Annotated in this window: 10 protein-coding genes; 6 read left to right on the top strand and 4 right to left on the bottom strand. The window is 55.7% G+C overall.

The features are described 5' to 3' along the window. Positions 1-10 precede the first annotated feature (10 nt). Both ACL7TT_RS08470 and ACL7TT_RS08465 read right to left on the bottom strand, forming a co-directional pair. Positions 11-505 (bottom strand): TlpA family protein disulfide reductase, encoded by a 495-nt coding sequence (locus ACL7TT_RS08470; RefSeq protein ID WP_413394660.1) that lies wholly within the window; start codon positions 503-505, stop codon positions 11-13. A 2-nt stretch (positions 506-507) separates the two neighbouring features. Beyond that, positions 508-2628, bottom strand: coding sequence for a TonB-dependent receptor plug domain-containing protein (locus ACL7TT_RS08465; protein ID WP_413394658.1), 2121 nt, complete (start codon positions 2626-2628; stop codon positions 508-510). 196 nt (positions 2629-2824) lie between these two features. Here ACL7TT_RS08465 and ACL7TT_RS08460 point away from each other — a divergent pair, with 196 nt between their 5' ends. Beyond that, positions 2825-3040 (top strand): hypothetical protein, encoded by a 216-nt coding sequence (locus ACL7TT_RS08460; protein ID WP_413394657.1) that lies wholly within the window; start codon positions 2825-2827, stop codon positions 3038-3040. Positions 3041-3299: 259 nt separating this feature from the next. On the opposite strand, the gene csrA is transcribed toward ACL7TT_RS08460, so the two are convergent. Next, positions 3300-3488, bottom strand: a complete 189-nt coding sequence (gene csrA, locus ACL7TT_RS08455; protein WP_413394656.1) for a carbon storage regulator CsrA — start codon at positions 3486-3488, stop codon at positions 3300-3302. Positions 3489-4122: 634 nt separating this feature from the next. Here csrA and ACL7TT_RS08450 point away from each other — a divergent pair. From ACL7TT_RS08450 to typA, 4 genes are all read left to right on the top strand, one after another. Then, entirely contained in the window at positions 4123-4392 is a 270-nt protein-coding gene (locus ACL7TT_RS08450) for a TfoX/Sxy family DNA transformation protein (protein ID WP_413394654.1), read from the top strand. Positions 4393-4924: 532 nt separating this feature from the next. Then, positions 4925-5329, top strand: coding sequence for a DUF6632 domain-containing protein (locus ACL7TT_RS08445; RefSeq protein WP_413394652.1), 405 nt, complete (start codon positions 4925-4927; stop codon positions 5327-5329). Positions 5330-5638: 309 nt separating this feature from the next. After that, on the top strand, positions 5639-6862 hold the full coding sequence (locus tag ACL7TT_RS08440; protein WP_413394650.1) for a bifunctional alpha/beta hydrolase/OsmC family protein: 1224 nt from the start codon (positions 5639-5641) through the stop codon (positions 6860-6862). Between the two features lie 914 nt (positions 6863-7776). Continuing rightward, positions 7777-9585: a translational GTPase TypA gene (gene typA, locus ACL7TT_RS08435; protein ID WP_413394743.1), complete on the top strand. Its 1809-nt coding sequence runs from the start codon at positions 7777-7779 to the stop codon at positions 9583-9585. A gap of 166 nt (positions 9586-9751) precedes the next feature. Here typA and dtd read toward each other — a convergent pair whose 3' ends face one another. Then, complete coding sequence (gene dtd / locus ACL7TT_RS08430; protein ID WP_413394648.1) at positions 9752-10192, bottom strand: D-aminoacyl-tRNA deacylase; 441 nt, start codon at positions 10190-10192, stop codon at positions 9752-9754. Between the two features lie 86 nt (positions 10193-10278). Here dtd and ACL7TT_RS08425 point away from each other — a divergent pair, with 86 nt between their 5' ends. After that, positions 10279-12387 (top strand): prolyl oligopeptidase family serine peptidase, encoded by a 2109-nt coding sequence (locus ACL7TT_RS08425; RefSeq protein ID WP_413394647.1) that lies wholly within the window; start codon positions 10279-10281, stop codon positions 12385-12387. Positions 12388-12557 lie beyond the last annotated feature (170 nt).

Below are 12557 nucleotides of genomic sequence, written 5' to 3'. Positions count from 1 at the left end.
TTCACACCGTTTAGCTGCCGCAAGTGACCCCCAGGTACGCCGCCAAAACCGGTGTCAGTTTCTCCTGGGGCATAAACCCCCTCAGCCAGCCCGCGGGTGCGCCGTGGCGGTCGATCAGCAGGGTGAAAGGCGTGGCGGGAATGGTACCCACTCTATCGAGCAGCGCACTACTGATCTGGAAGGCGGGAAAATCCGGGCGCAGCCTGCGGTATTCCGCCATCAGTGCCCGGCGGGAGCCGTTGGTGCCCACCGCCAGGGGCTGAAACTGACCGGGGCATTGGGCCAACAGCCGATTGAGCACCCGCACCTGGCGAAAGCACCAGGGGCACTCGGGTTCAAAAAACACCATCACCGCTGGTTGCCCCTGGTACTGCGCAAGGCTGATACGCCCGGGGCTGGCCAGGTCTCTCAGTGTCAGATCCAAAAGCGAAGCGCCCTGCGCAGCAGCGGGAAAGGCCGGTATGCACAGGGTAAACAGCAGGAACAGGGGTAAAAAACGGCGCACTACTACCAGTTCCAGTCAAAGCCCAGATAGAATTCCCGGCCGCGCAGCGGGCCGTAGATATAAGCCACATCGTAAGCGCCCCCAGCATCCCAGAACAGCGGGGTTTCGGCATTGTTGACCTGGGTGTAGTCGGTGATGTTATTGCCGCCGACATACACGTTCAGGTTTTCACTCACGTCGAATGCCACCTTCATATCCAGGGTCCAGTAGCTTTCCGCGCTGTCACTCTTGCGCTCTCTGCCAGGCTGGTTGTAACCCTCATAACCGTAATCCCCCAAGTCCCGCTGGCCCACCCAACTGGCGCTGGCATATAGCATCCAGGGGCCGCTGCCATAGTCCAGACTGAACAGCGCCCGTTGTTCGATGGGCGCTATGGCGTAGGATTCCTTGAAAATGCGGTCATAGTCGTAGCCTTCCAGGGTAACGGCGAGTTTCAGTGCCTCATTCAGGGTGTAGCCGAGACTGATATCCCCAGCGCTGACAACGGCGCTTTCACGCATCTGTGTCAGCAGTGGCACACCGTTTTCCGTTTCTCCCAGTGCGGCCAAATGCTCCACGGTTGTGTGTGCCAGTGACAGGGTGCCACTCAGGCGTTCACCCTCGTAGCTCAGCGCGTAGGTCGCGGAGAGGGACTTTTCCAGTTTGTCGATCTCGATGGCAAAGCCATCACCGGCATCCAGAATACCGTGGTCGGTCTCGAAGAAAGACAGCGGCGCGCGGTAGCCGTGACCAAAGGCCAGGCGCGATGTCCATTGGTCGTTGTGCAGGTAGCGCATATCGATCCGTGGAACCAGCAGGGTCTCCTCAATCTCGGTGCCGGGTTTTTCCTCCGCCACAAAGTCGGCGCGCACCCTGTCGAGGCGCACCGCAGCGGCGACTTCCAGTTGTGGCGATACCTGCCAGGTATCCTGCAGGTAGACACCACCGGTGCGGTAGTCGAAGCTGTCCTCCACATAGTCGGCGCTCTCGGCACCCGCAACGGAATCGGAGCGCATTTCCTCGTCGCGCAAATCCATACCGAAGGTCAGGGTGTGCGCCTCGTTCACTATCAGGTTGTTGCGCCAGTCGAAGTAAAAGAGTTGGTCGGTCGCCGCATAGTCAAATCCCTCGTAGAAGGAATCCTGTCGGTGTTCAGACCAGGCCAGGGTGACCATGGCATTGTAGTGTTCATTGAATTCCCGCAGCCAGTTGGCGGAAACCTCGGTGCGCTCTGTATCAATCCACTCGGTGGTCTCCCAGGGTTTACCGGTGAACTTGGCGCGTACATCGTCATTTTCAAACAGATGCTCGGATGCCACACCGTCAAAACCCCGCAGCACTGTGCCGATGTTATAGCCCTGGGGGCCGCCGAAGATGGTGGAGTCGGTGTAGGCCAGACGCAGCACCAGGTTGTCACGCTCAGTGAAATCATGGGAGACACGGCCAACGTAGCTGGTGTTTTCCTGCAACGGGGCTTCGCTGACGCCGTTGTTATCGTTGTCCATCTGGTGATGCTTGTCACCCTGGTACACCAGGCTGGTGCGGGTGCGATCATCGTCGCTGACATGGCTGCCCATCATACCGACGAAGAAGCTGTCGTTATCCTCCCAGGAAGCGTTGATGTTGAAGCCAGTTTCCTGTGGCTCCTTGGAAATCACATTGATGGTGCCGCCAATGGCCTCGGGGGCAAGCAGCGAAGCACCGGCGCCGCGTGCCACCTCGATACGCTCCACCCCGGTAGTGGCGAGGGCGTCCACCGCATAGTAGCCGGCCATCATGGTGTGCAGGGGGATACCATCGGTGAGGATGGTGGAATGCTCACCGCGCATCCCGTTGAGCATAATGCGCTTGACGCCGCACATGGAGCACTCGTTCGAGACCCGAACACCGGGGGATTTCTCAATGGCCTGGGTCAGGTTGACCGCCTGCATGGCCTTTATGCGGGCTTCATCCACCACCTCGGTTTTCTGGATGGCATCCAGCAGGGTACCGGCGTTGTACAGGCGTTGGCGCACGCCCACAACCACCGTTTCCTCGATAACGCCATTTAAGGACCCCTCGGCCAGGGGTTCGGCCGCGAAGGCGGCTGGCAGGGCTGCGGCAAAAATCGCCGATGACAGCAAAGTGCGATGATAAGCGGGCATGGCCTACTCCGGATTCCTGTTACGATACTTCCAATAAATGCGAATGATAAACCCTCGCATTATACGTCGCAAATAATAATCGCGGAGTCAGAGGACTGTCTGGCACAGTCATCCAGGGTTTGAATTTCTACAGGCAGTGAATTTCATTAGCCCACTACGGCGGCCTGTCCGGCCGCCGCTACCTTCAGGGTTATGTTTGGAGGAAAATTTCCGGCTGGGCGCAGGTTTGGCAATTGATCCAAATCAATTTCAAGCAACCTCAGGTCCCTGTATAACGATACGTTCAACAGCCAGCCAGGGCACTGCCATCACTGATGGCCGTTATTCTGCCTTGGCGCTCAGCATTTCTGAATCCGGCACTATGGATTTCTTTGGACCCGATCCAAGCGGTTGGCAAATTTCTGCAAAATAGCTTCCGCAGTTTGCCTGGTGGTTGGTTTTTTTGAAGGTTTGTTTTTTCTCCAAGCAAAACCAGCGGATACCATTTTCTCCACCCTCAAGGGGATCACCCTTATGCGCCTATTCTGCATAGTCAGTGAAAATCATATCCGGCGCATCGCCCCACCCAATAAATAGCCCTGCATCGAAAGGCTATTTTTTCATGGAGCATTGTGGCTTCACCAGGCCATTGAGATCCCTGTCGGGTCGCCCCTACCGGAAAAATCCATTGCTCAGGGGTTGTCATTGTCCAGCGTCCGTTCCTTTTGGATGCGCAGATACACTTCCTCCCGGTGCACAGGCGTGGATTTGGGGGCCTCTATGCCCACTCTCACCTGGTTACCCGAAATACCCAATACGGTGACGGAAACATGGGTTCCAATTCTGAGGTTCTCGCCTGGCCGGCGCTTTACCACCAACATAAGCCTTTCCTTCCGGGTCGCAAATCCCGGGGTGATTTTTAGAGAGGGGAACACCTGGAAAAAACGATTGAAGGCAAGGCAGGGGAGGTGCACGGGAGCGGTAGGCGGTAAAGCAGAACCGGCGGACGCAACGCCCCCAAAGCCTGGGCAACCGCGCCAGGTACCTGCAGGGACTCCGCTTTATTGAAGACGAGCGGGTTTCTAGCGTATTATCCATATAGCCATTTTGATACTTGTGTTATCAATTTGGTTAGCTGGCCCCTGGTGTGCTACCACCTTGGGTCAGCGCCTTTTACTTACGCTTAGGTCACACTACCGTTCTCCTGTGGAAAGAATGGCGCTTTGAAAAAATGCCTGGGGGTTTGGGGCCTGTTGCGCTATTGGTGCGCAGAAACTGGCCCAAATATTCATCAATAACTATGGATTTTACGCCGCTTTACCCCTGAAGAAAACCGAATGCAATCCAATAGGATCATTTTGGTGCCTATATTTCCAGGCGTGTACGCCTGGAAAAACCGCAGTTGCCCCTTTAAAAATGCATATTCAGTTGGCACTTCTCAGTGCCACTCACAGTAGTATGTAATTATCAACCCCGGTAATTTTTAGAGTGACAAAACGGTACAAGGATAGAACAATGTCTAATAGAGCACTTTTAGAATTAAAAAACATTGGAAAAACCGTGGCATCCAGGCTGTATCAAATTGGTATCACCAATGAAGCCGAATTGCGAAAGCTCGGTTCGGCCAAAGCCTATCGATGGCTCTCAGAGAAAAATACGGAAAAACAACTTCCCGTTTGTTATTACCTGTATTCCCTGGAGGGCGCAATCCAGGACAGACATTGGGATGCGTTTTCTGAAAGGGAGAAGACAGCATTGAGGTTGTCGGCGGGACTCACGAAGTAAACAAGCCCCAAACCGAATGGAGTCACGGCAGGTTAGCCCCCACACCCACAGACCTGCACCGCCCAGGTTCTGATCACTCAATAGGCCCCTTCAGGATGGGCAAGTGTGCAGTGGCCCGATATTTTTCCGGGATCTCTCCCAAAAAGCCCATGCCCCTGGTGTTTTATCCCTGGGGGCTGCCATTGATAATCCGTCCAGGGTAAACCACTGCCCGATGGACGATCTGAATTACTGACAAGAGGTCGGGATTGGGTATTCTCGATATTGTGTGATCCCGAAGCGGGAGACTATACACTAATCCCCGAGTTCGCTTTTAGTGCCCGCCATTAGCGTGTGCGGGGGCATCCGTAGCTGCATGGTCAAATTCCTGGGTTCTACCGGGCGGAAAAATCCATACACCGTCTTCTTGGTGATACCGGTGACAGGCGCATGAGCATATTGCGCATTCGCTAACTAACCCAGGAAGAAACTGCAGATGGCCTGCAGGTGTCATTGAAATACCCAGTCATTTTTACACTACACCGGAGAGCGTATGGATGACATAACCCGCGTAAGGTATCTCCCCATTGCGCTGAAACTTATAGGCCTGTTTTTTATCTTTGCCATTTACCCAATGATGGTATGGATATGGCCTGCCGGATGGGGGTGGACACCACCACAACCTGAGTATGAACAGATTGTGATGGGTATATTCGCAACACTTGGTGTTTTTCTGTTTCTCGCCGCAGAGAATCCTGCCGCCAATGTCAGCCTGATTTGGTTCACCATTTGGTTGAACCTGGTCTATGCCACCATTATGTTATTGATGGTGTTGGCTGATCGAACAGAGCAGGCAAATCTGGTCGGCAATATCCCTGTACAATATCTAATAGCCGGCGTTCTCTGGTATTTGATGCCCACACACAATTTTAGAAAGAAAAAGAATACTGGCGACTAGAATATCCTCGGACTTAACATTGTATGGCGCCGTGGGATTCCGTGGGTGTTTTTGATGCCTGTAAAACCCAGGTTTATATTTGCGCTATAGGCTGGCAGAGGGCGATGCGCATTCCAACCCTTTCGCAAATCTGTCGAAAAAGTCCCTGCCGCTGTGCCCTACCGTCAAAGCATTCAGGACTATACCCTGTTGCCTCTCGGGGATATCCGGCTCGACTGGAAGCCGCAGATACACCATGCTGTTCTATAGTAAACATCAGCGGCGGTACTGTAGAATAGGATTTGCTAACAAATAAAGAGGGTAAGTACCATGGGCAGACGCATCAAACTGGAGTTTGCTGCTACGGATGGATTGAAGGTGGCGGGCCTATTGGAAACACCTGATAGCAATCCACATTCCTTTGCCCTGTTTGCTCATTGTTTTACCTGCGGTAAGGATGTGGTGTCGGCCTCGCGCATTGCGCGCGCACTGGTTGCCCGAGGTTATGCCGTATTGCGATTTGATTTTACCGGGCTCGGTGGCAGCGATGGGGATTTCGCCAATTCCAACTTTTCATCGAACGTGAATGATCTGGTAATGGCTGCCAACTTCCTGCGCGATCAGTACCGTGCCCCCTCTTTATTGATTGGCCATAGCCTGGGGGGCGCTGCGGCTTTGGCAGCCGCCCATTCGATGCCGGAGGTCAGAGGGATGGTCACCATCGGTGCCCCGGCAGACCCGCACCATGTCGTGAAGCAGTTTGGCTGCAAGCTTGATGAGATCAATACCCGGGGCGTGGCGGAGGTAGCCTTAGCTGGCAGGCGCTTTACTATTAAAAAACAATTTCTGGATGACCTGGAGAATCACTACCAGTCAGAAAAAATTGCAACATTGAAAAAACCCCTGCTGATATTTCATTCTCCCGTAGATACCATAGTATCGATCCATGAAGCTGAAAAAATTTTCCGCAGCGCCAAACACCCCAAGAGTTTTATCAGCCTGGATAACGCCGATCATTTGCTGACCCGGGCCAGGGATGCCGACTATGTTGCGACTACGATTGCCGCCTGGGCGACACGATATATTGAGGAACCGGAAAATATCGAGCAAAAAGACTCTACCATACCCAGCGGGCATGTGCTGGTTAAAGAAAAGAACAGGCAGTTTACCCGCACAGTGATCAGTGATTCCCATGAATGGCTGGCCGACGAACCCACGGCAATGGGCGGCAGCGACCTTGGCCCCGACCCTTATGAACACTTATTGGCGGCACTCGGCACCTGCACATCAATGACAATTCGCATGTACGCCAGGCACAAAAAAATTCCCCTGCAGGACGTCTCGGTGCACTTGAGCCACAATCGCGAACATGCCCGTGACTGCGAGGATTGCGAATCCAGCCCACAGAAAATTGAAGTGATCAACAGAGTGGTCACCCTGGTCGGCGATTTGACCGATGAGGTACGGGATCGTCTATTACAAATTGCTGACCGATGCCCGGTCCATCAGACCCTGCACAGCGATCTCGGTATCGTCACAAAACTGGCTGACTAGCAAGGCAGGAGGGAAGAATACCCCTTTGCCAGGATCGTATGCGGCATGGATGCCGATTAAGGGCGTACAGGGATGGTTGCACTGCGTGTCCTGGGAGAGGGGCATTCTTTCCCTCCGACCTGGTCCTATCTTGCAATAGCTCGAACCTGTTGCGACAGTTACCGGTGCTTCAGGGAGTGCTCTCGTGGTCAGACACAGTATAACCGGTGGTGCGGCGAGACTTCTGGCCTGCCATTAAATGGATGGCTTTTAACCGTAAGCAATCAAGTAATCCCAACTGAAGGGCCTGTCAAATTTTCTCTATTCTCCTGTTTTTAACGGTCAAGAGATTCAAATGGCCATGCGGAGTAAATCCGATTTCTGGCAGCAGCACATCAGTGTCTGGAGGAACAGGGTTCTATCCCTGGCAGCCTACTGACTGTTAGCAGCATGCGCTGAAGCTCAGCACCATCACCTATTGGCGCAACGTCCAGACTGATGCCGGTGCCTATGCCTGCCCGGTGGCATCCAGATACAGTTACCCAGGGTCACTCTTTCGCTCTGCGGGCCTGGCCCCTGTCTGCCCGGCACGCCCCTACAGTTCCGTGATCTCGGCGCTCTTAGCTCTGGGGGACACCCTTGGCAACTATTTTGGGCCATCCTGAACCCTGGACGGTAATAGACACTATCACAATGCCAGGCCCAGTGTTCCCATTGACCAGGGATACCTGATGGCGCTTCGCGCTACCTGTGAATACGCCCGCGCAAGGACGCGGCAAAACCGCGCTTAAATGCCGCCCCTTACGTTATCGAAAGTTGAAGCTATAATTGGCAACTTTTTTCGTTTGGCTCCTGAAGGAGATCGCGTTACGAATATGTACATTGCTGTGTACAAATTCTGTTTTATTTAAGGTGTTATGCAGTAAATGTCCAATATTATCAAGAACTTAAGAAATGTAGCCATTATTGCCCACGTAGACCACGGCAAAACCACGCTGGTGGACAAGCTGTTGCAGCAGTCCGGCACTCTGGACCGCCGCGATGCCGATGCGGAACGGGTGATGGACTCGAACGACCAGGAGCGTGAGCGCGGCATCACCATACTGGCCAAAAATACCGCCATCCGCTGGCGTGATTACCGCATCAATATTGTTGACACCCCCGGGCACGCCGACTTCGGTGGCGAGGTGGAGCGCGTGCTGTCCATGGTGGACTCGGTTCTGCTGCTGGTGGATGCCGTTGACGGCCCCATGCCACAGACCCGCTTCGTCACCCAGAAAGCTTTCGAGCAGGGCCTCAAGCCCATTGTGGTGATCAACAAAATCGACCGCCCCGGCGCGCGCCCCGACTGGGTAATGGACCAGGTATTTGACCTGTTTGACAACCTCGGTGCCAGCGACGAACAGCTCGACTTTCCCGTGGTTTACACCTCCGCCTTAAACGGCATTGCCGGCCTTGATGACACCGCTATGGCGGACGATATGGCCCCACTGTTCCAGATGATTCTGGATAAGGTACCCCCTCCCAAAGTGGACCTCAACGGCCCTTTCCAGATGCAGATCTCGGCCCTGGACTACTCCAGTTATGTGGGTGTGATCGGCGTAGGCCGCATTACCCGCGGCACCCTCAGACCAAACCAGCCGGTAGTGGTACTGGATCGCGATGGCAAGGCGCGCAAGGCCAGGGTGCTGCAGGTGATGGGCTATCTGGGGCTTGAGCGCACCGAAGTGGAGCAGGCCAGCGCCGGCGATATCGTGTGTATCACCGGTGTGGGCGCGCTGAATATCTCCGACACCCTGTGTGACCCGGACACCCCGGAAGCCCTGCCCGCCCTGAGTGTGGACGAACCCACCGTGAGCATGACCTTCCAGGTGAACGACTCCCCTTTCGCCGGTCAGGACGGCAAGTTCGTCACCTCGCGCAACATCCGGGAGCGCCTGGAGCAGGAACTGATCCACAACGTGGCCCTGCGGGTCGAGCAGGGCGATTCCCCGGACAAATTCAAGGTCTCGGGCCGCGGCGAACTGCATTTGTCCGTCCTGATCGAGACCATGCGCCGGGAGGGTTTTGAACTGGGCGTATCCCGCCCGGAGGTGGTGCAGAAGGCTGTGGACGGCGACATCCACGAGCCCTACGAAGCCGTGGTCATCGACGTTGAGGACCAGCACCAGGGTTCGATTATGGAAGAACTGGGCCTGCGCAAGGCCGAGTTGACCAATATGGAACCGGACGGTAAAGGCCGCGTGCGCCTGACTTTTACCGTGCCCTCCCGCGGTATGATTGGCTTTCGCAGCCAGTTCCTCACCCTCACCAGCGGCTCCGGTATTATGACCAGTATTTTCGACCACTACGGCCCGGTAAAACAGGGTGAGGTAGGTAAGCGCACCAATGGCGTGCTGGTCTCCATGGTCAACGGCAAAACCCTAGCCTACGCCCTTTACACCCTGCAGGACCGTGGCCGCCTGTTTCTTGGCCACGGAGAAGACATCTACGAGGGCCAGGTCGTCGGCATCCACTCACGCGGCAATGACCTGGCGGTAAATCCCACCAAGGCCAAGCAGCTCACCAATATCCGCGCCGCCGGCACGGACGAGGCCCTCACCCTCTCCCCGCCGATCCGCCACACGCTGGAACAGGCCCTGGAGTTTATCGAAGAGGACGAACTGGTAGAAGTAACCCCCAATCATATCCGCCTGCGCAAGAAAATCCTGCAGGAGAATATGCGCAAGCGGGCGAAGAAGTGAACAGGGGCGTTTTGTTTGAAAAATGAAGAGGCTCCTCGGCCCAATTCACGGCCTGCTCGCCTGGTGCCTCTGCATTGCCAACACAACCCCGCGGTGTCGTTTTATCCCGAGGATGCACGCCGGCTGACTGTGCCCAATAGAGTCCAAGGCCGGTTTGCCTGCCAGGTTAACCGGCTTCCAGCAGGAAAGTGACGGGACCATCGTTGACCAGGGAAATCTGCATATCCTGTGCAAATACACCACAGGCCACCGGCGCAAACCGGGCTTGCGCCTGCGCGACAAAGTAGTTGTAGAGCGCTTCGGCCTGCCCGGGGCTGGCGCCGCGGCTGAAACTGGGGCGCAGACCGCGCCCGGTTTCCGCCACCAGGGTAAACTGGCTGACCACCAGCAGCCCCCCGCCAGCCTGCTGTAGATTCCGGTTCATTCTGCCACTGTCATCGGGGAATACCCGGTAGTTCAATACGTTATGCAGCAGTTTGTCCGCGCCCTCACAAGTGTCCTGGGCCTCTACGCCCAACAGTAGCAGCAGGCCGCGATCAATAGCGCCGACCGATTTCCCGGCGACATCCACTCGGGCGCGACTCACCCGTTGAATCAATCCTTTCATCTCACACCTCTTCCCCTCTCTGGAACCCTATGCACAAATGCCCTAGATTAGCGGACTGATTCGCGTAGAGAAACCGAGAGTAGGGTATGAGAAAACAATTAACCGTGCTGCTGGCCGGAGCTGTGACCGCAGTGACTGTACAGGCAGCGGACGGCTATCCGGACAGTAAGACCGTCTCGCAACAGGATATGTACTTCGATACCAAAGTCGAGGACCCCTATCGCTGGCTCGAAAATACGGCCACGGGGGAGGTCAAGGACTGGGTGACCGTGCAAAACGCTCACGCCCTGCCGCGCCTGAAGCAATTGCCAGGCTGGCAGAAAATCAATGACCGTCTCACCAAGCTGTGGCGCTATGAACGCTATGGGGTGCCCTACAAGAAAGGGGATAGTTACTATTACGGCTACAACAGCGGTGACTGGGACCAGAATATCTTTTACCGTGCCGGAGACCTGGCCCGGGAAGGCAAACCCATACTGGACCCACGCAGCCTGAGCGAGGACGGAACCATCGCGGCCAAGCGCCTCACGGTCAGCCCCAAGGGCCATTTCCTGGCCTACGGGACCTCCGATGGGGGGACCGACTGGACCGACTACCATATTCGCGATCTGCGCACCGGCAAAGATCTCAAGGATCTGCTCACCGGTATCAAGTTCAGCGGTGCCAGTTGGGCAGCCGATGAATCCGGCTTTTACTACAGCCGCTACCCGCTCAACAAAACGGGCCGTGCCGATGACAGCAAACAGGTAGCGGTCTATTTCCATCGCCTGGGTGAACCGCAGGAACGCGACCAGTTGGTATACCAGATTACCGATCATCCCACCCGCAACCCCGATGCCTCGGTGAGCGACGACGGCCATTACCTGCTGTTGAACATCTTTGACGGTTACGATTCCAACGGCTTTTATTATCGGGATCTGCGCGACGACAGTAATGAGGTGGTAAAGCTGCTGGATAACTGGGATGGCCTCTACCAGTTCCTCGGTAACAAGGGTAAAACCTTTTTCTTCGAGACCAGCGCGGGAGCGCCTTTGGGGCGGGTGATCGCCATCGACCTCGACAAGCCACAGCGCAAAAACTGGCGCAATCTGGTACCGGAAGGAGACAGCGTCCTTCAGAGCGCAAGTTTTATTGGCGACCGCTTCGTATTACATTATCTGAAAGATGCCAAATCACGGGTGCTGGTGACCGACACCAATGGCAAGCAGCAGTACGAGTTGAAACTCCCCGGCGTGGGTTCGGTGACCGGCTTCTATGGTGAAGCGGATGAAGTGGAAACCTTCTTCTCGTTCAGCAACTTTATTACGCCGCCGAGCATTTATCACCTGAATGTGCAGAGCGGGGAAACCGAGCTGTTCAAGCAGCCCGAGTATGCCGCTGATTTCTCCGATTTGACGGTAAGTCAGCACTTTTTCAAGAGCGAGGACGGCACCCGCGTGCCCCTGTTCCTGGTACACAGGAAGGGCATGAAACACGATGGTTCCAACCCGACACTGCTGTATGGGTATGGCGGCTTTAACGTCTCGATCCTGCCGCGTTTCTACAACCATTTCGCAGGCTGGTTGGATATGGGGGGCACCCTTGCTCTGGTGAATTTGCGGGGTGGCAGCGAGTACGGCGAAGCCTGGCACCAGGCGGGCACCAAGACGCAAAAACAAAATGTTTTCGATGATTTTATCGCTGCGGCGGAATGGCTGATCGCGGAAAAAATCACCTCTCCTGCAAAGCTCGGCATCAATGGGCGCTCGAACGGCGGCCTGCTTGTGGGCGCTACCCTGGTACAGCGCCCGGATTTGTTTGCTGCGGCCCTGCCGGCAGTGGGCGTACTGGATATGCTGCGCTACCACACCGCCTCCGCCAACGCGCGACAGTGGTCCAGCGATTACGGATTGAGTGAAAACCGCGAAGAATTTAACGCCCTCCACGCCTATTCCCCCGTGCACAATACCCGCGAGGGCACCTGCTACCCGGCCACCCTGATTACCACGGCCGACCGTGACGACCGCGTGGTACCCTGGCACAGTTACAAGTTTGCCGCAGCACTGCAGCAGGATCAGGGTTGCGACAATCCCGTGTGGCTGGCAGTGGAAACCCGCGCGGGCCACGGTGCCGGCAAGCCCGTGTGGATGCAGGTGGAGGACTATGCCAATCAATGGAGCTTCCTCGCCGACCAACTGGGTATGGAGATCAAGTAATCTTTTTTCGCAGGTGGCTGCCGGCTGTAGCCGGCGGCTCCCGTCGCGGATTGCGCTTTTATTACTCGGGCGATACACCCAACCTGTGTTACCCGGTAGGACTGCCGGTTGGCTCCAACGGTGCCGGGCAGAGCCAATCACAGAAACGGTCACTGGGTAGGCATAATATT

Source organism: Microbulbifer jejuensis (genome assembly GCF_047289955.1).
GTDB lineage: Bacteria > Pseudomonadota > Gammaproteobacteria > Pseudomonadales > Cellvibrionaceae > Microbulbifer.
Note: the sequence above shows the minus strand (reverse complement) of the source record. Positions and strands in the feature narration are given on the sequence as shown.

Excerpts from the sequence above, each read along its gene's own strand:
- ACL7TT_RS08465 (WP_413394658.1), bottom strand. The coding sequence starts at position 2,628 with ATGCCCGCTTATCATCGCACTTTGCTGTCATCGGCGATTTTTGCCGCA.
- csrA (WP_413394656.1), bottom strand. The coding sequence starts at position 3,488 with ATGTTGGTGGTAAAGCGCCGGCCAGGCGAGAACCTCAGAATTGGAACC.
- ACL7TT_RS08450 (WP_413394654.1), top strand. The coding sequence starts at position 4,123 with ATGTCTAATAGAGCACTTTTAGAATTAAAAAACATTGGAAAAACCGTG.
- ACL7TT_RS08445 (WP_413394652.1), top strand. The coding sequence starts at position 4,925 with ATGGATGACATAACCCGCGTAAGGTATCTCCCCATTGCGCTGAAACTT.
- ACL7TT_RS08440 (WP_413394650.1), top strand. The coding sequence starts at position 5,639 with ATGGGCAGACGCATCAAACTGGAGTTTGCTGCTACGGATGGATTGAAG.
- dtd (WP_413394648.1), bottom strand. The coding sequence starts at position 10,192 with ATGAAAGGATTGATTCAACGGGTGAGTCGCGCCCGAGTGGATGTCGCC.
- ACL7TT_RS08425 (WP_413394647.1), top strand. The coding sequence starts at position 10,279 with ATGAGAAAACAATTAACCGTGCTGCTGGCCGGAGCTGTGACCGCAGTG.